The organism is Stetteria hydrogenophila, assembly GCF_054657575.1.
Genome location: NZ_BAAHYL010000002.1, coordinates 276,698 through 300,220, shown reverse-complemented (window position 1 = coordinate 300,220; position 23,523 = coordinate 276,698). Strand labels below are relative to the sequence as shown.

Below are 23,523 nucleotides of genomic sequence, written 5' to 3'. Positions count from 1 at the left end.
AGCTAGGTGCCGGGGCCTATGGAGTCCATTGAGAGATTCGACCCCTGGGGCCACGTGCTCATTGACTACCACAAGCTCTTCTCCGTGTTTGGAGTTGAGCCCATGAAGAACCTGCTACCGAAGCTCGAGCAGCTCGGGCCCCTTCATAGGCTCTACCGGAGGGGGGTGGTTTTCGCCCACCGAGACTTCGACAAGATAGTGAGGGCCTTAAAGAACGGGGAGAAGGTTGCAGTCGTCACGGGTTTCATGCCGAGCGGCCCCTTCCATTTTGGGCATAAAATGGTTGCCGACCAAGTGACTTACCTCCAGAGCCTGGGCGCGAAGCCGTTCATAGTCATCGCGGACGCCGAAGCGTACGCTGTCAGGGGGCTTCCTAGGAGTAAGATAATCGAGTACGCTAAAATCTACGTAGCCAACCTTATAGCGTTGGGGGTCGACCCGGAGAGGGCCACCTTCTACATGCAGACGAACTACAGAGAGCCGTACTACAGGCTGATCCAGATGGCTTCAGCTAAAGCCACACTGGCGGAGATGACCGCTATCTACGGTGACCTAGACCCCGGTAAAATCATGGCAGTCCTCACTCAGGTCGCCGACATACTCCACCCACAACTCGACGACTTTGGCGGGTACAAGCATGTAGTTGTACCTGTCGGGCCGGACCAGGACCCCCACATAAGATTCACGCGCGACGTAGCCGACCGACTCAGCGGCGAACTCGGCACCCGCAAGCCCGCTTCAACATACCACCGCCTCATGAGGGGGATAGACGGGTCCGGCAAGATGAGCAGCAGCAGGCCCGAGAGTTACATAAGCCTCAACGACCCGGTCGACGTCGCCGTTAGGAAGTTGATGAACGCGTACACCGGGGGCAGAGCCACCGCCGAGGAGCAGAGGAGGCTCGGGGGTGAGCCTGAGAAGTGCGCGGTGTACGAGTTGTACCTCTACCACCTCGCAGACGACGATCTACTCAAGCGGGTGTACAACGACTGCAAGGCCGGCAGGCTACTCTGCGGCGCGGACAAGCAGATAGCGTCTAAGCTTCTGAGAGAGTTCCTCGAGGAGCACCAGAAGAGGTTCAAGGAGGTTTATGATACTGTAGAGGACTACATTAAGCTCCCATCCTTCTAAAACCCGGGGGGCAGAGGCCCGCGGCTGGTGGCCATGAGCCGGGAGGACTACGTTGAAGTATACTATGACGAGAGCAGGTGGCGGTTGCTGTGGGAGAAGCGTAGGAAGGCCGCAGCCGTGATGCAGGCGCTGAAAGCGCTCGGGCTCCCGGTGATAACTCACGGCAGCATAGCGCGCGGTGACGTGAATGAGGATAGCGACGTCGACATAGTCATTGTGGAGCCGCCGAAGCCCTACATGGTCGACATAGTGCTGGAGCGCGCCGGCTTCAAGGTGTATAAGAAGGTGCTGATCCAAGCCACGCCCAGCTACACACCGAAAGTCTACTACTACCTCGACCACAGGGAGGAGGTCGTGGTCAGCTACCCCCTGGCGAAGCTGAGGCCCCGAGAGAGGGGCTTCTACAAGTGGGGCGGGGAGCTGGGGCTGGAGGGCGTCCTACGCGGGGCTAGGGTTCCAGGCGTTGACAAGAGGCTCAAGCTGATCAAGCCGACTGAGTGGGGCCACATCGAGTACTCGATAGTAGGCAGGGAAGCCGAGGCCGCCCGCATCGTGGGCGTGGATGTCGACGTGGCCCTTGAGAGGCTGAGGGTCCTCACGAGGAGGAGGGAGCACGGGAGGACGGGCGTGTTCATCCAAGTCGAGCTCGACCCCGAGGAGCCCGTGGAGGAGGCCATCAAGCGCGTGGCCCGGGAGAACAAGTTCTTCAGGAAACGCCTCGCCGAGGCAGGCCTCTACTAATGCCCGCCCCCGGGAGCGATTCAAGCCCTTTTACCTACCGCCCTAGCGATCTCGAGCGCCCTCTCCATGCTCACCGGGGCCTCAGTCCTCCCGCCTACCTTAGCGTAGGAGCCGACGATGAATCCGTCCACTACGTCAAGTAGGGTCCTGGCTAGGCTCGGCGTGACCCCGCTCCCCACGAGCACGGCGAAGCCCGCGTTCCTCGCCGCCTCGGCGAGCCTCCTCACGTATTCAACGCCTGGAGGCGACCCGGTACGCTTCCCACTGACCACTATAGCCTTCACCGGGACGCCTCCCCTTCTCGACGCGCACTCGTGTATCTCGTCCTCCGCAGAGTAGCCGGGAGCGGCTGGAAGGCTATGCTTGACGTCCACATCGGCGATTATGTCAATAGGGGCCTTGACTCGGGCCAGCGCCTCAGCGGCCTCCGCGAGAGCGGGGCCTATGCGGCCCTCCGGCGCCTCTCGAGCAGAGCATAGTGCGTTGATTCTCGCGAAGGATGCCCCGGCGAGAGCCGCGATCCCAATGGCGGCGTCGGCGTCGTTCCGGAGCACGCTAACGCCGATGGGGCGGTCGACGCGCTCCACCACCTCCGCAACAACCATGGCCATAGACGCGTAGATTAGCCTCCCAACCCTCCTCTTGAAAGGTTTATCCCCATAGTTCTCGACTATTACAGCGTCAAACCCTGCATCCACGTACTTCCGAGCCTCGCCCACGGCGTACTCGGCTATCCCCCTCACAACGGCGGGATCCACGGGATCCCCCTTCAGCGCGTAGGCCAGGCTGCCCGGCAGGGGTGGGAGGTGCACAACCCCTATGAGCAGCGGCCTCAATGACCAGTCTATTCCCCCCACGACTCCCAGCCCCTCCTACACTCGGGGACGACGTGGCTGACTAGCCGGCCCTCGTCTATAATATGCACGACATCGACGCCTTTAAGAACTAGCACGTCCGCCACCAGCTTCCTATGGCAACGCCAGGGCAGCCTCTCCCTACACATTATGACGACCACCCTCTCCCCGGCAACCCTGGCCAGCCACTCCAGCCTCCGCCTGGCCGACTCGTTAACCCTCAGGTACACGAAATAGGCCCGGAACCCAGGCGACTTCAGGCAATGTGGAGCCCTCTCCTCGAGCTCGCGCGGCACGTCGACTCCGAAGCGCCTGTAGCCCCCGAGCTCCGGGGCCCACGTGTACTCTATCCCATGGGCGCGCAGCGCTTCCCCGAGCCTCTCACTGGCGAAGTGCGGAAGCCTCCTGCTAGTTGGCCACCTCCTAACATCGACGACTAGCGACGCGTCAACCTTCAACAAAAGCTTGATGAATTCTTCTAGGGACCTGTTCGAGTGTCCTACCGTGTAGGCTACAGGCATCGCCGTCCAAACACTTGATGCCTAGCGGCCCTATTAAGCCGCATTAATGCCGTATAAATTTAAACCACAGTTAAATCGTTATAAACGAGGCGACGCCTGTCTTCCGCGCTGTGAGGTGGAGGGCTTGATCTTCAGCAAGCCTCCGAGGGTTGAAATCTCCTCCGGGGACCCCCTTGAGGCCCGCGTTAACTCTATCATAGTCCCTGTTAGGAAGAGCGGCGAGAAGCCGCTCCTGGAAGGAGTAGCTGCCAGAGCCGACAAGCTGGCGGGAGGCGTCCTCTCGGGGGCTATTGAGTCGGGCGACTTCAAGGCCGACGTGGGGGAGATTGTTAAGGGCTACCACGACGGCCGCATCATCCTGTTCGTCGGCCTGGGCGGTGATGCCGGGAAGCCCAGGCTCCTCGAGAACTTGAGAGCGGCCTACGCTAGGGCTGTCTCCTTCCTCCTAGACAAGGCGGAGTCCGCAGTCGTCATCGTCGAGCCCACTGAAGGCGTTGAAGCCAGGGAGGCGGTTGTGGGAGCACTGCTGGGCGCCTATAAGTTCGACTACTTCAAGACTGATAAGAGCAAGAAGAGGAGGCTGTCCTTAATCTACTTCACCGTAGCCGAGAGCGTTCTCCGGGAGGCCCTCGCCTTAGCGGAGGGCGTTTACCTCGCCAGGGACCTAGCTAACGCCCCACCCCACGAGGTGGCGCCGTCGAAGCTCGCGAGGCTAGTGCGCGACCTCTTCTCCAGCCTCGAAAACGTGGAGGTTGAAGTGCTGGACTACGAGAGGCTGGTGGAGGAGGGCTTCGGCGGCATAGTAGCGGTTGGCAAGGGCAGCAAGGAGAAGCCCGTGCTCATAATTGTGAGGTACAAGGGCTCTGGAGGCGAGCCCGTAGCCCTCGTAGGCAAGACTATGGTTTTCGACAGCGGCGGGATAAACCTGAAGCCCAGCCAGTCGATGTTCGACATGAGGGCCGATAAGGCGGGCGGCGCGGCGGTGCTGGGAGTCACCTGGGCCGCGGCCAGAGCCGGCTTGAAAGTCAACATCGTGGCCCTCCTCCCCGCTGCCATAAACGTTCCGAGCGGCGAGTCCTACCTCCCCAGCGACGTGATTAGGATGAAGGATGGCACGACGGTAGAGGTAACAAACACCGACGCCGAGGGCAGGCTGACGCTAGCGGATGCAATAGCCTACGCCGCCAAGGACTTGAATGCAAGGGAGGTAATCGACGTAGCCACGCTCACCGGGGCGGCGGCCGTGGCCCTCGGGCCCTTCATCGCCGCCGTCTTCACGAGGAGCCAGGATCTCCTGGAGGAGGTGAAGAAAGCCTCGGAAGTCACCGGGGAGAAGGTGTGGCAGCTCCCGCTGGAGGATGACTACAAGCCGGCGCTCGAGAAGAAAGCGCCCCTTGCCGACCTGGCAAACGCCGCCATGAGGTACGGCGGGGCGATCTGCGCGGCGCTGTTCCTAGAACACTTCAACCACGGCAAGCCGCACATCCACCTCGACATAGCAGGGCCGGGCATAGGCCTGGGAGGCGAGGCGGTCAAGCCGCCAGCATACTGGCCCCAAGGCCTAGCGCCGGGTTGGGGGGCAAGGCTCCTCTACGAGTACCTGAAGGGCAAAGCTGGAGAGTAAAGTGGGCGAAGCCACCCCTTATTAGGCTCCCACACCGTTTCTATCTAACCGACCCGTGCCCGCTGGAGGCCCGCGAGTCCCGCGGACGCGGTGAAAGCGGGTGCCTTGCGGCCGGAACCCACTCACGCTTCCACCTCACACTTAGAAGGCGGCGGGATCCCTGGAATATACGAACCCGCCAGTGCCGAGTAACAACTTCTCACGGCTTCTCTCGGCTAGAAGACTTTGCAGAAACCCGGGGGAGGGCTTCACGGGTAGCGGCACCGGGGCTGTGGAGGGGTTTACTCCCACTCTATTGTGGCGGGCGGCTTGGGGGTTATGTCGTAGACTACCCTTACAACCTCGGGTATCTCGCCCGTTATCCTCGAGGCTATCTCCTCCAAAACCTCCCATGGCAGCCTTGCAGGCCTCGCCGTCATCGCCTCCCTGCTTTCGACGACTCTTACTGCAACTACGTAGCCATAGGCCCTCTTATCCCCCTTCACGCCCGTCGCCCGGGAGTTTGTCAGCACCGCGAAGTACTGCCACAAGTTCTTGTGGAGGCCCCTGCTCTCTATAACCTCCCTCACTATAGCGTCGGCTTTCCGGATTATCTCGAGCTTCTCCCTGGTGACTTCCCCCTCGACCCTAACCGCTAGCCCCGGCCCTGGCACGGGCTGCTTGTACTCCAGCTCCGCATGCAGCCCTAGGGCGCGGGCGATTTTCCTGACCTCGTCCTTGTAGAACCACCTGAGGGGCTCGACCACCTTCAACCCAAGGCCTCTGGGGAGGCCTCCCACGTTGTGGTGCGTCTTAATCACGTCGCTTCCAGGCCTCGCGCCGGATTCTATCACGTCAGGGTAGATGGTGCCCTGCACTAGGTACTCGGCCCCCCTCCTCCTAGCCTCTTCAACGAGGACCTCAGCGTAAACCCTGCCCACGACGCGCCTCTTCTCCTCGGGGTCGCTGACCGACTTGAGGGCCTCCAGGAACCTCTCGGAGGCATCGACGACTACGGGGTCCAGCCCCGACCTGCGGAGGAGGGAGAGGGCCCTCTCAACCTCGCCCTGCGGGTGGAGGCCGTGGTCTATGAACACTGGGATCAGCCTGTCGCCAAGAGCCTTCCTCGCAATGACCGCTGCCACCGTCGAGTCAACGCCGCCGCTGACGGCTGCCACCGCAACGCCGCCGCCCACCTCCCGCCTCACGTACTCGATAAGCTCCCCGACGAGCTTGCCGGGCCTCCACGTGCCGGGTAGCCCTGTTAGCTCGAGCCAGTTCCTAAGCAGGCGAAGCCCGTGCTGGGTGTGGGAAACCTCGGGGTGCCACTGGACCCCGTAGACCAGCTCCCCGTATTTCATGGCCGCAACAGGGCTCCCCGGGCTGACTGCTAGCACTTTAGCTCTTGGGGGAGGCTCTATTACCGCGTCGTTGTGGCTCATCCACGCCGTGAACTCTTCGCCGTGGCCTCTAAGTATCACGTCCGGGTCCAGCACCCTTACCCTGGTGGGCCCGAACTCCCCGCGGGGGGCCCTAGCGACCCTCCCCCCAAGGATCCTCGCCAAGAGCTGGTGCCCGTAGCAGATCCCCAGCACTGGGACGCCCCTCTCAACAGCCCACCTGGCTATGTCGTCGTGCTGTTCCTCCCACACACTGCTCGGCCCACCGCTCAAGACTATGCCTCTAACGTCGTACTTGGAGGCCTCGCTGGCGACGTGCTCCAACCCCAGGTAGCCCGAGACGAGTACTGAGAACGCTTCAAGCTCCCTAATCCTCCTTGCTATGAGGTGCGCGTACTGGCCCCCGAAGTCCACCACGAGAACAGTCTTAGGCTTGGGGGAGGGGGCCGCCACGCTCTCCACCTGCCCTAAGCCTTATCAGCCTCCTGGTACACCTCGTCTAGGTCTATCTCTATTATCTCCCCCTGCCTGGGCTCGGGGGCTTCCTCCTCAGACTCCTCGTCGCCTCCAACCTTTATCTTACTAATCACCGCCCTCCACTTGTAGCCGCATCTCGGGCAGGTGAAGGAGCCCATCACTGTAACCGTTATCCTGCCCTTCTTGTCGGGTATTGGAGACGTCAGCGTCCACGTCTTGTCTGGAGACTCGACTACAGTCCCGCAGCGCGGGCACACGTTTGGCTTCTGCTTCTGCTTTCTAGCCATGCCTCCTACTACCTCCCCGGCCACTCGGGCCTCTCCAGGCTCACGCGGAATTTTGTGTATCCCGCCTCGCGCAGGGCGAGCGCTAGCAGGTGTAATATGGGCACCAGCCTATACTCCCTGCCGACCATCTGCGTCGTCACAAAGGTTACGACGAAAGTCGCTGAGTTGCCGGTGATCTCCTCTAGGTAGAGCCTTAGGGCCCTCTCAGCCTGCGGCGCCACCGAGATCTGGCTCCTAACCTCAAGAGCCCTCCTCTCAATGATATCCCTCACGGCATCCAGCATATCCGGGGTTACCCCTTCCACGGTGACTCTGACCCTTACAATGCAGACATCGCCGGCTATGGTGAAGCCTTGGGAGAACAGCTCCCTGTAGGGTATGAAGTACCACCTGCGCGCGGGCCCTACGCCGCTGAGCACAAGCCCCATCGGCCTCAGGTCCTCGATTCGCCCCGCTCTGCCGTCACTCATAATGATGAGGTCGCCCTTCTTGGGGTAGCCCATGAACAGCACGATGTAGTAGTATATAAAGTTCGCCATGACCTGCCACGACGCAGCTAAAACTAGAAGCGCCACTCCAGCGGTGAAGGCTATAATGCTCCTCGACTGCGTCAAGAGGTACGCTATCGTGATTAGTATCAAGACTATGACGACTGGCTCCATTATCTTGTATAGCCTGGCGGACGCTTCCTCGCTAAGCCTGCCGGCCTCAACCATCTTCCTGAGAACGCCTCTGTAGGCGTAGAGGAACAGGGTGAAGGCGATGAGAGAGGCCGTGGCGAGGACTAGCCTTGACAGCAGCTCGTTGGACAGGATTTCATAGTACAGCCTCTTCACTGTTTCAATGAACGAGTATGCCAAGCTCAATTCCTGCAACTGCTGCACCCCCGGCCTGTAGTGCCAGGCCTAAACTAGCTTCGAGATCTCCCTCACGGCGTCGGAGGGGGCAAGCACTATTAATAGCATGTCATCGTTTATGTAGGACACCTCGCTGGGCTCGTAGAACGCCGCGCTTTCGTTGTCGTAGATGACGAGTAACCGGCTGCCGTGCTTGTTCAGCTCATCTATAACCTCCTCGACGGGCTTCCCCCTTATCGGGCTGGTAGGCCTAACCAGTAGCCCGACTACCATGTAGTCCCCCGCGAACGCCGGTATGAGGTTTACTAGGGTGTAGGATCCCTGTATGAAGGAGTATAGGACCTTAGCCGCCAGCTGCGGTTCAGGGATGACCCCGCGTATTCCAAGCATTTCAAGCATTCTAGCGGTCTGGGGGTTCCTCACCCTAACGTATATCTTCTCGACCCCCTTCATCTTGGCTATCGCCGCTACGAAGAGGTTAACCTCATCCCTATCCGTAGCCGCTACGACGACGTCGAATGAGTCTATCTGGATCTCCTCGTAGAGAGAGGGATCCGTGGCGTCCCTGGTTATAGGTTCAACGTCGTACTGGGACTGGGAGAGCCTCGCAATACGCTCCTCGTTCTTGTCAACAACTGTAACCGAGTGACCCGCCTCGCTCAGCTCCTCCGCCAATATACTGCCGACGCTGCCCGCGCCTATTATTAGTATTTTCAATGTAGACCCCACCCGCCGCCTCCCGTGGGGCTCAAATTCTATTTACAACCCCTTACCCCCTATTAGGACGTCTTAGAGGAAAGGCGGGGGTAGTGGCGAGGTGGACTCCGGCTTCTACATATCCAGCGTGAAGGGCTTCATGGCGCTCGACTCGCGCGGCAACCCTACAGTCAAGGTTGCAGTCAGGACGGAGGGAGGAGGCATAGGCGTGGCTCTAGCCCCAAGCGGGGCCAGCAGGGGGGGCAAGGAGGCTGCCGAGCTGCGTGATGGAGGGCGTAGGTGGATGGGTAAAGGCGTCAGCCTTGCCCTCGCGAGGCTGGAGCACGTAGTTGCTCCGCGGCTCATCGGCATGGACACCAGGAGGCAGGCGTATATAGACCAGGCTCTAGAGGCGATTGACGGGAGCGGTGACTTCTCTTTCATCGGCGGCAACGTGGCCACAGCCACCAGTATAGCTGTTGCAAAGGCCGCAGCGGACACTGCCGGGATCCCGCTCTACACCTACCTAGGCTCGCCGTCAACGCCCTTAATCCCAGTCCCACTCATGAATGTCATAAACGGTGGCGTCCACGCCGGGAACGATCTCGACGTGCAGGAGTTCCTGCTAATCCCTGCTGGGTTCGACGCGCTGACAGAAGCCCTAAGGGCGGCGGTCGAGGTGTACCACACCCTCAAGTCAATCCTCAAGGAGAGGTATGGAGCCTCAGCCGTTAACGTAGGGGACGAGGGGGGCTTCGCCCCTCCAATGAGGGAGACGAGGGAGGCGCTCAACACCCTGCTCGACGCCGTCAAGAAAGCGGGCTACGAGCCTGGAAGGGACTTCGCCCTGGGCTTGGACGTTGCGGCAAACCAGCTCTACCTGGAGGACAGGGGCGTTTACAGGGTCGAGGGGAGGGAGCTGGAGCCCGGAGAGTTGCTAGCGCTCTACGAGTCCCTAGTAGACGAGTACCCCCTAGTGTACCTCGAGGACCCCTTCTCGGAGAGCGATCCCAGCTCCTTCGCGGAGCTCACCAAGTCTCTGGGGTCGAGGGTGATCATAGTGGGGGACGACCTCTACTGTACTAATCCAAGGATACTCTCCCAGCTTAAAGACCTCAAGCCCACGAACGGTGCGCTGCTGAAGGTCAACCAGGTCGGCACGCTGAGCAGAGCCCTCAACTACGCGAGGATAGCGATGCTGAGCGGGATGAGGGTTATAGTGAGCCACAGAAGCGGCGAGACGGAGGACACGTTCATAGCCGACCTCGCCGTCGCGCTGGGGAACGGGTTGATAAAGACGGGTGCCCCCGCGAGGAGCGAGAGGACAGCCAAGTACAACAGGCTCCTGGAGATAGACAGTGAAAACGCCGGCATCGCAAGGTACGCCGGCTGGGAGCCCTTCCCCGCTCGCCCATGCTAGACAGCGCGAGGAGCACGCCCGATAGCTGATGGCTAGGGGTGACCCGCGGGGCGCTTGACGCCGGGGTGTGACAGGGTGGCTGCCCGACAGGCTGTCGTGGTTGGCCCCAGGCTGGTGGAGACGCACATAGCCTCCTCGCCCCTGCTGGCCAGGGCCTGGAGCGTTCTCACCAGCGACCCGGAGGTTAGCGCTCTACTCCACATGTCAAACGTTAACGCTGTCTCGAGGCTCCTCTACAACGACCACGGACCCGTCCATGCTAGGATAGTGGCTGGAAGCGCGTTGGAGATCTTCGAACTCCTCGCTAGTAGCGGCGTGGAGTTCGACACTATTAAGAGTGGGACGGCTAGCAGCGTGGAGGAGGCGAAGCTCATAGTCCTGCTCGCGGCTTACCTCCACGATATAGGGAACAGCGTCCATAGGGTTAACCATGAATTGATCGGAGCGCTCCTAGCTCGGGGGATCCTCTACAGGCTCCTACCCCAAATCATGGATGGGAGGATCTCGCGCAGAATCCACCTCATAGTAGCGGAGGTCATGAACGCCATCTACTCCACCGCCATGGACGTGCCGGCCCTAACCATTGAAGCCGGCATAGTTAAAGTAGCCGACGCCACCGACATGGCTGAGGGGAGGGCTAGGTACCCCTACAGGAAGGGTAAGAGCGACATCCACGCACTCTCAGCGCTGGCCGTGAAGAAGGTTGAGCTGGCCCGCGGGGAAGAGAGGCCGGTGAGGATAACCGTGTACATGACGGACACCGCAGGCTTCTTCCAGATCGAGAAGGTGCTACTACCCAAGCTGGAGTCGAGTCCCCTCAAGAGCCTAGTGGAGATCCAGCCGGTAGTCATGGAGCCTAGAGGGTATAGACGTATATCGACAATAAAGTTGGGCTAGGCGGGCTTAATACCTATTTCAACGCAGGCCGCGTGCACGGGAATCAGTGGGGTTCCCTTAGTGGCTAGGAAAAGCGTTTTCCAAGCGAAGATCGCGGAGTACACTGCAATGCTAGCCAGCGGCCTCATGGATCCAAGCGAGTTGGAGCCCCGGGTGCTGTCGAGGCACGTAGTCGAGGCCATTAAAAGGGTCTCCCAGCTGCTCGTCGACGAGGCGGAGGGGGGTAACCTGTACTGCAGGCTCTGCAATAAAGGCCCCTACACCCGGAAGGGGATGTACCTCCACCTGATCAGGGTTCACAATTCAACGATTATTGACCTGGTTACTGCTGAGTCCGAGAGGATTTACTCTTCCTCGAAGCACGTGAAACCCTAAGATACCTCCTCCCAGACTCGGTCTCCAGGATGACCAGAGCGACGTTACTTGTCTCCGGATCCCTCAGGGCCAGGGTTCCCTCGTAGACGTATACCTCCCCCTCAACGTCGTGCCACTCAACGTCGTCTAGTTTGAACACGTAGGCCCCGACGGATTCGCCCCCTGCCAGCTTCTCAGCCAGCTCTGCCTCCTCCAGCTCCTCCTCGCTGGGGGGAGCGCTGACGAGAGGGTTCAAGGCATTCCTCCTCACAATCCCCACCCTCAGCAGCCTCTCCGGCTTGAAGGCGAGCCTCCTACCCCAAGTGTACCTTGGGCCCTCGCCCAGCACCCTCCTCGTCTCGCCATCCTCCACTATAACCTCGTAGTAGTCGGTGTCGGGCCTCCTCCCCCTGGCTTCAGCCTCAGCCGTGGAGAGCAGTACCTCAAGCGGGTTACCCGAGGCCTCCCTCTCCTCCTCGCCCTTAAGCCTGAGCACTCCAAGGACTACCTCGCCCACCTCGAGCTCCTCTGCCTTGTACCTTCTAACACGGATCTTCAACGAGGGCATTACCGGCCCATCCCCCTCCCCAGCGGGCGCTGGCCTCGCTTAATAATCCCGGGCTTCGCCCCGTAGCCGATGGGGAATCCTGGAGGTGTCAGGGATGCCGGGTAGCCCCGCGCTTAACCTTAACCCTGTGATGGACGAGATCATGGGTGAGACTGCGTTCGCCTACCTAGAGCTGGCTAGGAAGCTCAGGTCGCAGGGTCGGAGGGTGATAAGCTTCGGCATAGGCCAGCCCGACTTCGTCACCCCGGAGCATATAAGGGAGGCGGCCAAGAAGGCGTTGGACGAGGGCTTCACCGGCTACACGGAGACAGCCGGGATCCCGGAGCTTAGGGAGGCCATAGCCGACTACCTTAACACCCGGTACAAGTCGGACGTTAAGCCCGAGGAGGTCATAGTGACCACCGGTGCTAAGACGGCGATCTTCCTGGCGCTCGCGGCTTACATCCGGCCCGGCGACGAGGTCATAATACCTGAGCCCAGCTACTACGCCTACGCCCAGGTGACGAAACTATTCGGGGGGAGGCCCGTATACGTCCCCATGGACTTCGAGCCGGGCTACGGGTTCAAGCTCAACATTGACAGGATAGAGGAGAAAGTGACGAGCAAGACCAGGATCATAGTTGTCAACAACCCCCACAACCCCACCGGTTCTATATTCCTCAAGGACCAGCTGGAGGCCCTCGTCGACCTTGCCAGGGAGAGGGGCATACTGATCGCCGCAGACGAGATCTACGACAACTTCGTCTACAGCGGGGTTGAGTTTACGAGCCTCCTCTCCTGGGAGGACTGGAGGGACTACCTCCTCTACGTTAACGGGTTTAGCAAGACGTTCAGCATGACCGGCTGGAGGCTTGGGTACCTCGTTGTGAGAAGGGAGGTGGCGCCGAAGATAATCGAGCTAGCCACGAGCGTGTACAGCTGCCCGCCCAGCATCGCCCAGAAGGGGGGCGTAGCCGCCCTGCGGGGCCCCTGGGAGCCCGTCAAGAGGATGATAGAGACGTTCGAGGAGAGGGCAAGGATCCTCTACGAGGAGCTCTCCAAAGCACCCGGCATCGAGGCGTACATGCCGCAGGGAGCCTTCTACATGTTCCCCCGGGTCAAGGGCCTAGCCGAGGCCCTCAACGCCGACGTTGACACCCTCGTGAACAAGCTGCTCTACGAGAAGGGAGTACTAGTCCTGCCGGGCAAAGCCTTCCCGGACAAGGCCGGGCGGTGGCACGTGAGGATAAGCTTCGCAACCTCGACAAGCGAAGTCAGGGAGGGAGCCAGGATAATAAGGGAGCTAGCCGAAAGCACGGCAGGCTAGCCTCCCCCAAGGAATCCACGCAAACCCCAGGCTCTCCGCTCAATCATTACATTATTCAATTCAACCCGAAACCTGGGAGCCTGAAGCCGGAGAAGGCCGCCTCCACGTCGAGTCCAATACCCCCGTCACCTCTTCCAGATCAAGCATTTGCCCTTCCCGGGAAGGCCTGAGGACCGGAGCTTCACCACGCCTCTAGCTGAATGTCGTGAAGTTGGCGGGAAGCCCGCACGGAGCAGCTATGACGACTTTATAGTTACGTTTACGGAGCCATAAGTGTACATGCCGGGCGAGGGGGTGAACTCCTGCCGCAGCCTGACCTCGCAGACCCCCATCGGCACGTACACCACTAGCTCTATGTAGCCTGCCTCCCATTTACCGCTCCAGCCGGGGGGAGGCTCCATCCAGATGTAACTCGTAGCATTGGCGGCCAGGCTCCCGTTTACAATCTCTATGGGGCCAACCCGGTACCCCGACGCGTTGTAGAGGTAGATGTATACATAAGTGTTGCCGGCTGTGCAATTTGTAGAGATGAGCTCGAGCCTGGACTTGAACGCTGTGGCCAGGTTCGAGTACACGCTAAGGATGACGCCCTTAAACCTCGTAACCTCGTAGACGTCGCCGCCGACAACCAAGTCAAAAGTCCTATTGGCGACGAGGTTCCCGGCCGAGTCATACACTTTAATCGTTGCATTCGGGACTATCAAATACCCCCAAACCTCAAGCACGGCAACACCATCACTACCCGCAGTAGCCTCATCCACAACCCCCCCAGTGGAGTTCTCCAGCACAACACGCCAGCCGGGTTGAAGCCCGGTTACGTTAACAAGCCATGGAGGAGCATCAACAGTTATAACCAAGTTATCGAAGTAAACTATACCGTACCACCACCACCACTCTACGTACTCTACATGCACGCCAACCCCAACCCTATTAGGCATGATCCTATACGTCTCATTTATATGGGCCTCAAGAACCTGAAGGGTATCCGTGCTATTAATTGTAAGGCCCTTGCCCCAAAGCCCGGCCTTCCATGTAGAGAAATCTATGCCAGCACTCAAGTTGTGACGGTACCCGTACTCAAACCCCCATGCACCACTTGGGAGAGACGACTGTTTAAGTAGGTAGTCAGTGTAGCTGGCAGCACTAGTGTATTGATAATAGTATGCTGTAGCATTAGCATTATCCCCTGTATTCCCCTGTAAGGGCTCGTTACGCAAGCCTATGAGGTAATTATCCCATGTAGAATCGTTTAGAAACGTGTAGCCAACTCGGAATACGCCCACACGTAGAAATCCGTTACGCCACGTTATAGCAGCCGCATAGACTTTGCTTCCATTATTCACGTAGCTACTAATGTCAATGTTTGAAGGGTAGAGGTAGCAATATGATGTCCCCATGCTGCCGACATCAAAATAGATGTAATGCCCTGTGGAGTTCCACCCCCACGTCCCACTACAGCCTGGCGACGCGTTAAGCTCTGAGGGGTTCTCGTCGAACGTGTTGTAGTATATTGCATGCCTCTTTTTGAGGATTATGTCTGGGGGGTGGGTTTCCACTGTTATGTTCGCCTTCAGCCAGTTCTCTATGGATACTGTTACATTAGGGGTTCCCGGGTCTTCGTACCATATGATTGGTGTTGGCTGCACCTTCATTTCCCCGTTGAGGCTTCTGACTGCGAGTGCTGACTGGTAGGCTGCTATGGCTAGTAGCGCGGCTACTAGCAGCGCGACGGCTGCGAGGCTCCTCGCCGCCGTGCCCCGCCGGTGCATGGCTCCCCCCACCTGGCCCCGCTCGTGCTAGGTTGGGCTCACCGGTATGGGTGGTAGCTCAAGTACTTCCTCGTAGTACCTGAATAAGTGGTATACTATCGCTATGGCTGAGCCTATCTCAACGCCCACGATTACCGGGTACAGGGGCCATAGGCGCAGGCTCAGCAGCCCCGCCTCCGTGTACCAGCCGCTGGAGCCGTAGAAGGTGAAGACTCCATATGTTGTGGGTATGGAGTGCGTGACTGGTATTGAGGGTATTATGCCCGTGTACAGGACGCGCAGGAACGACATTAGCAACGCAGTGGTCAGCCCCCCCACAACGTTGCCGGCCGCGGCTATCTCGAGGTAGACGCGCGCGATCCTCGGCTTCACAGCAGCCATTACGAGCGCCGGGGCTACCAGGGCGGATGACAGTATCGACCCATGTATTAGGATGAACGAGAGCCTGTTGATCGAGTCCAGCACCGGGACCTCGAGAGGCCCCCCGGCGAAGGAGAGCCTGTAACGTACAAGCCCCACCTCGCCATGAACTAGAAGGCCTCTAAACGTGTACAGCGGCTTCACGTGCAGCCAGAGTATGAGGGCTGAGGTCGCTAAGACTACTATAGAGCACGCGGCAAGGCCCATTCTAGCTAGGCGTCCAAGCATGTAGTACCGCGTCGCCTCCAAGGCGGCTTCCTCGTAGACCCGCGTAGCGGGACCTCCCCTCCAGTCAGGCATGCACAGTCACCCTTACGCCTCTAAGATGCCCTAGGAAGACGTAGTAGACTCGGACCTCGAGCACGTCCCCCTCCCTGGTCTTAGGCAGCTCCACGACGCTGCCGGCGAAAGGCTCCAGTGCAACGTCCCTCCTATAGATTACCTTATTCTGGTAGTGGCTGTAAACCTCCACGCTCACATTGAACGGGACCGGGTTGTGGTTCTCTATAAGCACGCTAAGCACGCTGCCGTTACCGTAGGAGGGCTTAATAGTAGGCTCCATCCAATACATCAGGAGGGGGTAGGTGCTCCTCAGAACCCCCTTGTTGAAGGGGAGCGTGCAGTTGAGCACTATCGCTGTGGCCACCCTGGTTGGAGGGGGTGGAAGAGCCTCTCGGGAGAAGCGCTCCGAGTCCACCCTCCAGAGCTCATGGAAAAAGCTGGGCGGTATGCGTAGAACAACGTTGGCACTACCATTAGCCGCGGAGACGGTGAATTCTTCGAGAATGGGTGTTGCATTGACGGGCGCGACTACCCTACACTCGGGTGCTTGAATGGGGAAGAGGGACGAATTGTAGCTTAGCGTGATGTTTACAAGGCCCAGGCGGGGGTTGAAGGATAAGTCCTCCATGTAAAGCCCTGGGAAGTTGATAGTCATAGGTGAGACGTCGAGCGCGCTCAAGCCTATGAAGGCGACTTCAAGGATTATATAATATGCGATTAAGAGTGACGCCATTACCCCAGGGTAGAGGGGTAAGCGTCGCCTGTGAGAGGTGTAGGGGAGGTAGACGTAGCAGTACATTACGCCGGCTCCATAGAGCAAGGCGATCAACAGGAGGACGACGTAGTTTGGAATGTGGGCAACGACAACGTAGGATACCCTAGACGAGCGTATAGGCGGGTCGGGCTGTGGGAGAGCGTCACCCTTAGTAATCAAAATGTACTCCCCATCAACCTCGCGTACATCAATAACCCTATGGACAACGCAGCTAGTCCTCCACACATCACCCGGGTAGCACCAGACAACAATGTCACCCCTCTCAACGCCTCCAGCAAGGCTCGGGTCAACGCCGAGGACCAGGTCGAAGGGCTGAAGACTGGGCTTCATGGAGGACCCGTACACGACCATCAGCGCTATTGGCAGGCGTAACAGCTTCCCGGCAAGCAGCACCAGGGCGATTGTGACGCCCGCATAAAAAAGCTTCGTTCCCGTGCCTAGCGCCACGTCGCGCCACCCTTAGACGCCGCCTCGACGTCGCATAGGCTAGTCGTTAGAGACCCACCTCAAGCTCTCCTCAAAACTAAATAATTAAGCTAAATAAAAGAAAAGCTGCGTTTAAGGCTGTGCTGGCGGCGCTACCTTGGAGTCTCAGGGCTTGTTGCCACGTAGAATCTTACTGTGAAGCTGTCAGAGCTCACTGAACCCGTTGTGGACAGTTGTAGGTCTATTTGCAAGCCATCGCCCGGATATAGTTGGATGGGCGTGGACATGGTAGTGCTCTTCAGGTCAATGGAGGCCTCTAGAGCCCCCGTCGCTGCATTGTAGACTATTAGCCTAGCATTCGTTATGTTCGAGTTACTGAGGGGCGTGACTACGTATAGGGTCACATAGATAGGAGCTGGGCTTGTGATGACGCTTGGGTAGCCGAAGCCAAGTATATCCTTGAAGTACCAGTCTCCATTGGTTACATTGATGTATGCCGTTGCATCTCTGTAGAGGGTGTTCGTTTCACCCGTAGTGCTCTGGGTCCACTCGCATGCCTTGTCGCCAAGCACTACCTTCACGCCGTACCAGTTCGTGCTGTTGCCCCCTGCTAGCGCCTCATTGTTGGTGCCAGCGTCCGGTAGCGCGTCTTGTGTTTGAATCGTGTTCCCTGAGGGTGCGCCCTTTATGTAGAATCCTGTGCAGGCTATGCCATACTGTGCTATGGTTGCCTCAGTCTGGCCCGCCGTTATATCCGTCACCTTCACCTCTCCGTACAGCGTCCTGTAGATGAATGCCGTAGCGTTTACAACGGCCACCGTAACTGCGGCGACGAATACTACGGCCATTAAGGCGTACCTGCGCCTCACTACTGCCGCCCAGGTACGCCAGAAGCAAGTGGTTGCAGTATATATTTTTATTTATAAGTATATATTTTTATGGAGCGCTTTAACCTCTTGCAAAAGCTTGTATCTATATATTTAATTTATGTGGTTGTCCTCGCAAGTAGAGGCTACACACTACTGCGCTATGGCGCCACCACTTCACACCTACCCATAAGCCAAGCCGCTACACTCCACTGGAGGGGGGGTAATATAGCTGAGTCCAGCGGTAATGGCGTGATTCACTAAGAACGCGCGCAAGACGCGTCAACCCCGCCTTCCTCTGGGGCGGGTTGCCTTTCCGGTTTTGGGCTCACACTTAGCATTAGCACTTGGCACGCGGCAGTATAGAAGGGTAGGGGGTGCTTAGCCCCACGCGGCCATGGGGTCCAGCCTAAGCTGCCTGTTGAACGTGGCGGGCCCGCCGGGATTTGAACCCGGGACCTCCGGCTCCGAAGGCCGGCGCCCTGTCCTGGCTAGGCTACGGGCCCCAAGGCTCCTCCTCATCGGTGGGGCGACTGTTTTATAGGCAGCACCGGGGTGGGGTCGAGCGCGGCGGGCTCCAAGGCAGCTGGGCGTACAAGCAATTAGCGGCGGCCCAGCGCGTTAACGGGCTGCAGCGACTTGTTCGATAAGATAACTAGTTTATCGTGTTTATATGATTCTTAATTGTATACTCGCTCAAAATATTAGAGAGGCGGTCTACCATTAACCTTTAGCATTAGTAGCTAAGCTTATTGGGTGCGTGGGCATGCTGAAGGCGCCTAGTAAGGTTTTGGATGTAGACTTTGTGATAAGCACCGACAGGTGCTTGATGAGCGACCACCACGGGCGCGCGTTCATAGGGTTCATGGCTACCGGGCCGGCAGTGTTTATCCCAGAGAGGGTTTGGAGGTGGATAGCCTGCCCCAAGCCTAGGGTTGACAAGTACGGCAGGCCCCGGGTGGCTCCCTACGGCCTGCGCAAGATAGAGGCTGCCCTGCAGGATGCCGGCTTCAAGGCTTACGTGATCGACCCAGACTACGTCCCGTTCTACGCTGGGAGGGCCCGCGCGCTACTCATCGGGCACCACGACTACTTCGCGTTCGGCCCGCCCAGCAATGAGTGGTGGATGACGACCGGCAGGGAGCCCGTGAACAGGAAGAGCTTCATCGAGTTCATCAGCAACCCAGCCATCTGGGAGGCGAAGTCGAGTAGGGGCCTCAAGGTGATAGTTGGAGGCCCCGCCGTGTGGCAGTGGGAGGTGTGGCCCGAGGCACGGAAGAGGTGGCCCGTGGACACGCTGGTGGACGGCGAGGCCGAGAAGGTTGTGGTCAAGCTTGCGGAGATGGTGATCAACGGGGATCCCCTGCCCGGGAAGGTTGTGGTGAAACCTGGAGAGGAGCCTACCATCGAGGAGATACCCGACATTAAGGCTCCAAGCTCCACGGGACTAGTCGAGATAATGAGGGGGTGCCCCAGGGGCTGCAGGTTCTGCAGTGTCACCCTGAGGCCGCTGCGCTTCATGCCCCTGGACAAGATCGAGAGGGAGATAAGGGTTAACCTCGAGGGCGGCGTGAGGAACGTGCTCCTCCACAGCGAGGACGTACTGCTCTACGGGGCCGACGTCGTGAGGCCCCGCGCTGAGCCCCTCCTCAAGCTCCACGGCATGGTGGCAAGGTACCTGGAGAAGTACAGGGCGGGATTCGCGTGGAGCCACGCGAGCCTGGCAGCCGTCAAGTACGCCGAGGAGCATGGCCGGATAGTATCCAGGATCTCCGAGATGATCCTAGACAACGACGTTAGGAAGTTCTTCGGCGTCGAGGTGGGCATCGAGACGGGGAGCGTTAGGCTCGCCCGGAAGATAATGCCGGCCAAGGCGGCGCCTTACAGGATCGAGGAGTGGCCGCAGATCGTGGAGGAAGCGTTCGCCATACTAGCGGATAACAACATAGTACCCGCCGCCACCTTTATACTAGGCCTGCCAGGCGAGACTGAGGAGGACGTCTACGACACTATAGAGCTCATAGAGAGGCTCAAACCCTACCCAAGCCTGATAGTGCCCATGTTCTTCGTCCCAATGGGGGTCTTAAAGGGAGAGAAGCCCTTCACCAGAGACCTCGTTAAAGACTACCACATCGAAGCAATGGTGGCCTCGGCCCTCCACACCATTAAATGGGCTGAACGGATAATCGAGAGAGGCTACCTGGGAGGCATCCACGGGGCACCCATCAGGCTCATCCTAAGGCGCCTACTAGCATACTCGGAGAGAAAGATCAGGCAACACGCGAGTGAGTATATAGAAGACCTCACAGTGCACGGTTTAACGCGCCAAGCAGAAGCCACAGCGTAAACCCGCGCGCCCCCGAGGATTCCGAGTCCCCGGAGCCGCCCCAGCGCCCAGCCGGGTAAGGGTTACGAGGGCTGTATAACGGGGGGAAGGCAATTGATGAGGCAACCCTTACTCTTATATATATGCTGTAAAAATAAAAATTAATATTGTTTAAACAGTAACTCCGGGATCTTGACGGCTGGATAAGTGGGCTGGGCGGGTGTCAGCGTTGAGCGACGAAGCTACAACTTTCGTGAGCTGCATAGGCATCGGAGACCCCGAGGTGGTTGCCGAGATAATTGAGATGCTGCTCGACAGAGGGTCGCTGACTGCGAGGCAGATCGCCGAGGAGCTGGGTGTAAGCTACCCTCTAGTCTTGAGAGTGATTAACATCCTCTACAACAGGGGCCTGGTTAAGACCAGTAAGCTGAAGGGTGAACGCGGGAGACCCCGGAAGCTGATAATGCTCAACAAGGAGAAGGTTATAGAGATGGTGGACAACTGCATAAAGTCGCTGCAGAGGTTCAGGGAGATCGTGGAGAAAGCGCCTGAGCCAAAGCACGGCGTGGAGGGCACCTACGAAGCGTGATCCAAGTGAGTTTTTAATCATCCAAACCCGTAACCCGCAGCCCTAGCTTCCCCGCATGTTTTTAGTTATTTTAGTTATAGAGGAAAGTGCTCTCATTCTAGGAGCCCGGCTAGATGGAGGCTAGGGGTTCAGCTAGCTCCCAGAGCTTTTGGGTTGGGGATTTAGCCTTCATCACGGCGGAGGCCACGAGCACTCCTCGGGCCCCTAGCTCGACCGCTCTCTCCACGTCGCTGGAGCCCGTTATCCCGGCGCCCGCCAGCACTGGTATGTCGGCCACCCTCCTCACGGCCTCCACGGCGCTGGTTATGACTTCAGGCTTGGCTTTGGAGACGGGGATCCCGGTGCCTATGAGTTCTGGGGGCTCAACGGCTATCATGGTCGGCCCAAGGTGGGCCAGGCCCTCGGCCTCCCCGGGGGTGTCGGCGCACACGAGGCTCTCCAAGCCAGCGCTCCTCAAGCCCTCAACTATACGGGCCACATCCCTGTAGATCAGTTTGTGCTCGCTATGGTTGACTATGGAGCCCCTGACCCCCACGTATTTCAGGGACTGGGGCGGAGTGTAGCCTGTGTGGGCTCCAAACCCTACTGGGTCAACGTGCTGCACGTAGACGTCGTCATAGACCCCTGTAACCCTGACGGCGACGAGGGACGGCACGGCTAGGATAACCCTAACCCCGAGCTTGCCGGCGACCTTCCCGGCCTCCTCGGCTAGCTTCAGCCCGACACCGCTAAAGGCCGTCTCGTAAGCCTTGTAGTTGACGACAAGGATTCCGGGCACCGCTCAACACCGCCGCGCACCACCGGGAGGAGCCCGCCTCGTATTCAACCTTACCCCTCCCTTGAGGCTGAAACATGGGTCGAGGAGTGGGGGCTGAAAAGTATGGGAAGGGTGCCTGGCGGCACTAGTAGGGTGGGTGGGGCCGAGCAGGGTTGCCTGCTAGGACGCTCAGTCGTGCTCGGGCCCGGAGAGTTCCTCGCTCCTCTTCACGTGGGGCGTGTAGCCCATTTCCACCTTCACGAACCTGTCCTTCAGTTTCTCGAGCACTGCCGGCAGGGTGGTGTACTCCATCTCCTCGGGTCCCAGCCTGTGCGGCATGAAGGGCCCGTGGCGCCTCAGGTAGTCGGCGATCTGCTGCGCCAGCCTCCTCGTCTCGTCGAATGCCACGTCGTCGAAGAGGTCCGAGGGCCCGATTAGCTCGCCGTTGTGGACCTGGAACCCTAGAGCCACAACCCTTGGCGGGCCGTCGAACCTCGTGCACTTAGCGTCCTTGAGGCCCACAGGCATTAGCGGGCCGTGGTGGCTCCCCCTCATCCAGCCTGCGACGAGGTGTGGGAAGCTGAACGGCTCCAGTATCTCGCCCAGCGCAGGGAAGCCGCTCTGAGCCCTCACTATCATCACTGGGTCGTCTTTGCCCACGTACTTGCCTGCGATTAGGTTTAGCCTCTCGCTGCTGACGACAGCGCCTATCTCGCCGTCGCTCTTCCTGTAAACCCTCTTCACCACGTACCTGCCGGGCGTGCCGATGAGTGCCAGCAGGTCGTAGGACTCCTCGGGCGTGTTGAGCTTCACCATCTTACCCTCGTACACGTCAAGGACCTCGAAGGTGAAGCCGTCATGCATCCTGGGGTCGATCACTAGGCCTGCGGTGTTGAATGGGTCAGCGAAAATCCTGTAGAGTGGCAGGTTGAACGCGCCCGGCTCGGTCTTGTCCGCCATGAAGACCACGATTGGCTCGGACGGCCTCTCAACTATCTCCATCTCAGCGACTCCCGGGCCCAGACCCCTAACGTTGCCGCTGAAAGCGTCGCTGAGCAGGTCCTGGCCTGCAGCGTAGAGGCCGAGCTCCTTGGCGACCTTAGCAGCCTCCTTGAAGGCGTCCCAGGCCAGCCCGTGAATCTCAGGGCTGTCAACTCCCTTGAAGTGGGTCATAATCAACTGGAGGTCGTCGCCCACGTGAGTCACGTAGAAGCTCTTGATCACACCCTTCCTCTTCGCCTCCGACAGGACCCTGCTGGCGGCGAGGATAGTGTCAGGGTGAACCTTGTGATGCCCAGCAATGCTCCCAATGTCAGCCTTTATCACGCTTATAGTAACCTTCTGACCCGGCAAACCTCAATCACCACATTATATCAATCAGAGACCCCCGGGGGCTACTAATACCTGTTACGCCAGCCGGCAGGGCGTCAAAACATTTAACACAAGACGATTTGGTAATATATTAACTAGTTTAAGTTAATTAAGAGTTAATTAAGTTAAATAATGCTTCGCCAGCAGGGGAACACGCCTGACTGGAGAGGTCGAAGAACGCCGACCGCGTCGGCTTAAACACGGCCGATCACCCCCCAGAGGGGGTCCTCTCACGGCCGTTGCCTCACCCGCGGCCTCCCGCTTCTCCTGCTTTAAAACAGTGAATTATCTTCCTTATCTACACGGCTTTAAGGTTTCGTGGTAGCTGCGATGCTTGCCTGGTGCAGATTATGATCCAGGCGGGCTTGGAGGCTCCGGACTTTGAGCTGCCGGCTCATGATGGGAGCACTGTTCGACTCTCATCACTTAGGGGCAGGGTTGTGGTTCTCTACTTCTACCCCAGAGCAATGACCCCTGGCTGTACCAGGGAGACCGCCCGATTTAACGAGCTACTCGGCGAGTTCGAGAAGCTAGGGGCGGCCGTGCTGGGTGTGAGCACGGACCCCGTCGATAGGAACGCCCGCTTCGCCAGCAAACTGGGGGTGAAATTTAAGCTCCTCTCCGACGTCAATGGCGAGGTCGCCGGGAAATACGGCGTCCTCCGCGAGGGCAGGGGCGGCGTTAGGGCTGAGAGGGTAACGTTCATAATAGACGGTAACGGGGTCATAAGGGAAGTCATTAGAGGGGTTAGGCCCGCGGAGAAACACGCCGACCTAGCGCTTGAGGCGGTGAAGAAGCTAGCTGGTTAGAGTAGGCGCCCCCGTGTGCCC

The 23,523-nt window shown here is 59.0% G+C and carries 23 protein-coding genes and 1 tRNA gene; 10 read left to right on the top strand and 14 right to left on the bottom strand.

Annotation, left to right across the window (positions count from 1 at the left end; genetic code table 11):
• Positions 1-18: 18 nt before the first annotated feature.
• Positions 19-1,131, top strand: a complete 1,113-nt coding sequence (locus ACYQ3J_RS05000; RefSeq protein ID WP_460126234.1) for a tryptophan--tRNA ligase — start codon at positions 19-21, stop codon at positions 1,129-1,131.
• Between the two features lie 33 nt (positions 1,132-1,164).
• On the top strand, positions 1,165-1,872 hold the full coding sequence (locus ACYQ3J_RS04995; protein ID WP_460126232.1) for a nucleotidyltransferase domain-containing protein: 708 nt from the start codon (positions 1,165-1,167) through the stop codon (positions 1,870-1,872).
• Between the two features lie 20 nt (positions 1,873-1,892).
• Here ACYQ3J_RS04995 and ACYQ3J_RS04990 read toward each other — a convergent pair whose 3' ends face one another.
• On the bottom strand, positions 1,893-2,708 hold the full coding sequence (locus tag ACYQ3J_RS04990; RefSeq protein ID WP_460125459.1) for a BtpA/SgcQ family protein: 816 nt from the start codon (positions 2,706-2,708) through the stop codon (positions 1,893-1,895).
• Positions 2,709-2,716: 8 nt separating this feature from the next.
• Entirely contained in the window at positions 2,717-3,247 is a 531-nt protein-coding gene (locus ACYQ3J_RS04985; protein ID WP_460125456.1) for a DUF488 domain-containing protein, read from the bottom strand.
• A gap of 115 nt (positions 3,248-3,362) precedes the next feature.
• Between ACYQ3J_RS04985 and ACYQ3J_RS04980 the strand changes: the two genes are divergently transcribed.
• Positions 3,363-4,871 carry a leucyl aminopeptidase family protein gene (locus ACYQ3J_RS04980; protein ID WP_460125453.1) on the top strand — a complete coding sequence of 503 codons (1,509 nt, stop codon included), beginning with the start codon at positions 3,363-3,365 and terminating at the stop codon, positions 4,869-4,871.
• A gap of 281 nt (positions 4,872-5,152) precedes the next feature.
• Here the strand turns inward: ACYQ3J_RS04980 and guaA are convergent, their stop codons facing one another.
• The 4 genes from guaA to ACYQ3J_RS04960 are packed head-to-tail and all read right to left on the bottom strand — an operon-like array spanning position 5,153 to position 8,588.
• Positions 5,153-6,712, bottom strand: coding sequence for a glutamine-hydrolyzing GMP synthase (gene guaA / locus ACYQ3J_RS04975; protein ID WP_460125451.1), 1,560 nt, complete (start codon positions 6,710-6,712; stop codon positions 5,153-5,155).
• A 5-nt stretch (positions 6,713-6,717) separates the two neighbouring features.
• Positions 6,718-7,014: a chromatin protein Cren7 gene (locus ACYQ3J_RS04970; RefSeq protein WP_460125448.1), complete on the bottom strand. Its 297-nt coding sequence runs from the start codon at positions 7,012-7,014 to the stop codon at positions 6,718-6,720.
• 8 nt (positions 7,015-7,022) lie between these two features.
• The gene (locus ACYQ3J_RS04965; RefSeq protein WP_460125445.1) at positions 7,023-7,889 is read right to left on the bottom strand and encodes a hypothetical protein; all 867 of its coding nucleotides are present in this window, start codon (positions 7,887-7,889) and stop codon (positions 7,023-7,025) included.
• 30 nt (positions 7,890-7,919) lie between these two features.
• On the bottom strand, positions 7,920-8,588 hold the full coding sequence (locus tag ACYQ3J_RS04960; protein ID WP_460125442.1) for a potassium channel family protein: 669 nt from the start codon (positions 8,586-8,588) through the stop codon (positions 7,920-7,922).
• Positions 8,589-8,688: 100 nt separating this feature from the next.
• Between ACYQ3J_RS04960 and eno the strand changes: the two genes are divergently transcribed.
• From eno to ACYQ3J_RS04945, 3 genes are all read left to right on the top strand, one after another.
• Positions 8,689-9,987, top strand: a complete 1,299-nt coding sequence (gene eno, locus ACYQ3J_RS04955) for a phosphopyruvate hydratase (RefSeq protein WP_460125440.1) — start codon at positions 8,689-8,691, stop codon at positions 9,985-9,987.
• A gap of 75 nt (positions 9,988-10,062) precedes the next feature.
• Positions 10,063-10,884: an HD domain-containing protein gene (locus ACYQ3J_RS04950; RefSeq protein WP_460125437.1), complete on the top strand. Its 822-nt coding sequence runs from the start codon at positions 10,063-10,065 to the stop codon at positions 10,882-10,884.
• A 60-nt stretch (positions 10,885-10,944) separates the two neighbouring features.
• The gene (locus ACYQ3J_RS04945; RefSeq protein WP_460125435.1) at positions 10,945-11,259 is read left to right on the top strand and encodes a hypothetical protein; all 315 of its coding nucleotides are present in this window, start codon (positions 10,945-10,947) and stop codon (positions 11,257-11,259) included.
• Here the strand turns inward: ACYQ3J_RS04945 and ACYQ3J_RS04940 are convergent.
• Positions 11,207-11,806 carry a hypothetical protein gene (locus ACYQ3J_RS04940; protein ID WP_460125432.1) on the bottom strand — a complete coding sequence of 200 codons (600 nt, stop codon included), beginning with the start codon at positions 11,804-11,806 and terminating at the stop codon, positions 11,207-11,209. The genes ACYQ3J_RS04945 and ACYQ3J_RS04940 overlap by 53 nt on opposite strands.
• Positions 11,807-11,900: 94 nt before the next feature.
• Between ACYQ3J_RS04940 and ACYQ3J_RS04935 the strand changes: the two genes are divergently transcribed.
• Positions 11,901-13,112 (top strand): pyridoxal phosphate-dependent aminotransferase, encoded by a 1,212-nt coding sequence (locus ACYQ3J_RS04935; protein WP_460125429.1) that lies wholly within the window; start codon positions 11,901-11,903, stop codon positions 13,110-13,112.
• Positions 13,113-13,348: 236 nt separating this feature from the next.
• Here ACYQ3J_RS04935 and ACYQ3J_RS04930 read toward each other — a convergent pair whose 3' ends face one another.
• From ACYQ3J_RS04930 to ACYQ3J_RS04910, 5 genes are all read right to left on the bottom strand, one after another.
• Positions 13,349-14,893 carry a hypothetical protein gene (locus ACYQ3J_RS04930; RefSeq protein WP_460125426.1) on the bottom strand — a complete coding sequence of 515 codons (1,545 nt, stop codon included), beginning with the start codon at positions 14,891-14,893 and terminating at the stop codon, positions 13,349-13,351.
• Positions 14,894-14,908: 15 nt separating this feature from the next.
• Positions 14,909-15,601, bottom strand: coding sequence for a hypothetical protein (locus ACYQ3J_RS04925; RefSeq protein ID WP_460125424.1), 693 nt, complete (start codon positions 15,599-15,601; stop codon positions 14,909-14,911).
• On the bottom strand, positions 15,594-16,805 hold the full coding sequence (locus ACYQ3J_RS04920; protein WP_460125421.1) for a signal peptidase I: 1,212 nt from the start codon (positions 16,803-16,805) through the stop codon (positions 15,594-15,596). Before ACYQ3J_RS04920 ends, ACYQ3J_RS04925 begins: the two co-directional genes overlap by 8 nt.
• 131 nt (positions 16,806-16,936) lie before the next feature.
• Positions 16,937-17,653: a hypothetical protein gene (locus ACYQ3J_RS04915; protein ID WP_460125418.1), complete on the bottom strand. Its 717-nt coding sequence runs from the start codon at positions 17,651-17,653 to the stop codon at positions 16,937-16,939.
• Positions 17,654-18,078: 425 nt separating this feature from the next.
• Positions 18,079-18,156: transfer RNA gene (locus ACYQ3J_RS04910), tRNA-Arg, on the bottom strand.
• Positions 18,157-18,416: 260 nt separating this feature from the next.
• Between ACYQ3J_RS04910 and ACYQ3J_RS04905 the strand changes: the two genes are divergently transcribed.
• On the top strand, positions 18,417-19,997 hold the full coding sequence (locus ACYQ3J_RS04905; RefSeq protein ID WP_460125415.1) for a B12-binding domain-containing radical SAM protein: 1,581 nt from the start codon (positions 18,417-18,419) through the stop codon (positions 19,995-19,997).
• A gap of 208 nt (positions 19,998-20,205) precedes the next feature.
• Positions 20,206-20,565 carry a helix-turn-helix domain-containing protein gene (locus ACYQ3J_RS04900; RefSeq protein WP_460125412.1) on the top strand — a complete coding sequence of 120 codons (360 nt, stop codon included), beginning with the start codon at positions 20,206-20,208 and terminating at the stop codon, positions 20,563-20,565.
• Between the two features lie 109 nt (positions 20,566-20,674).
• Here ACYQ3J_RS04900 and tpiA read toward each other — a convergent pair whose 3' ends face one another.
• Both tpiA and fbp read right to left on the bottom strand, forming a co-directional pair.
• Positions 20,675-21,343: a triose-phosphate isomerase gene (gene tpiA / locus ACYQ3J_RS04895; RefSeq protein WP_460125409.1), complete on the bottom strand. Its 669-nt coding sequence runs from the start codon at positions 21,341-21,343 to the stop codon at positions 20,675-20,677.
• 168 nt (positions 21,344-21,511) lie between these two features.
• Positions 21,512-22,675 (bottom strand): fructose-1,6-bisphosphate aldolase/phosphatase, encoded by a 1,164-nt coding sequence (gene fbp / locus ACYQ3J_RS04890; RefSeq protein WP_460125406.1) that lies wholly within the window; start codon positions 22,673-22,675, stop codon positions 21,512-21,514.
• Between the two features lie 368 nt (positions 22,676-23,043).
• Here fbp and ACYQ3J_RS04885 point away from each other — a divergent pair, with 368 nt between their 5' ends.
• On the top strand, positions 23,044-23,502 hold the full coding sequence (locus ACYQ3J_RS04885) for a peroxiredoxin (protein ID WP_460126230.1): 459 nt from the start codon (positions 23,044-23,046) through the stop codon (positions 23,500-23,502).
• The last annotated feature ends 21 nt before the right edge of the window (positions 23,503-23,523 follow it).

Excerpts from the sequence above, each read along its gene's own strand:
- ACYQ3J_RS05000 (WP_460126234.1), top strand. The coding sequence starts at position 19 with ATGGAGTCCATTGAGAGATTCGACCCCTGGGGCCACGTGCTCATTGAC.
- ACYQ3J_RS04995 (WP_460126232.1), top strand. The coding sequence starts at position 1,165 with ATGAGCCGGGAGGACTACGTTGAAGTATACTATGACGAGAGCAGGTGG.
- ACYQ3J_RS04985 (WP_460125456.1), bottom strand. The coding sequence starts at position 3,247 with ATGCCTGTAGCCTACACGGTAGGACACTCGAACAGGTCCCTAGAAGAA.
- ACYQ3J_RS04970 (WP_460125448.1), bottom strand. The coding sequence starts at position 7,014 with ATGGCTAGAAAGCAGAAGCAGAAGCCAAACGTGTGCCCGCGCTGCGGG.
- ACYQ3J_RS04940 (WP_460125432.1), bottom strand. The coding sequence starts at position 11,806 with ATGCCCTCGTTGAAGATCCGTGTTAGAAGGTACAAGGCAGAGGAGCTC.
- ACYQ3J_RS04935 (WP_460125429.1), top strand. The coding sequence starts at position 11,901 with ATGCCGGGTAGCCCCGCGCTTAACCTTAACCCTGTGATGGACGAGATC.
- ACYQ3J_RS04925 (WP_460125424.1), bottom strand. The coding sequence starts at position 15,601 with ATGCCTGACTGGAGGGGAGGTCCCGCTACGCGGGTCTACGAGGAAGCC.
- ACYQ3J_RS04905 (WP_460125415.1), top strand. The coding sequence starts at position 18,417 with ATGCTGAAGGCGCCTAGTAAGGTTTTGGATGTAGACTTTGTGATAAGC.
- ACYQ3J_RS04885 (WP_460126230.1), top strand. The coding sequence starts at position 23,044 with ATGATCCAGGCGGGCTTGGAGGCTCCGGACTTTGAGCTGCCGGCTCAT.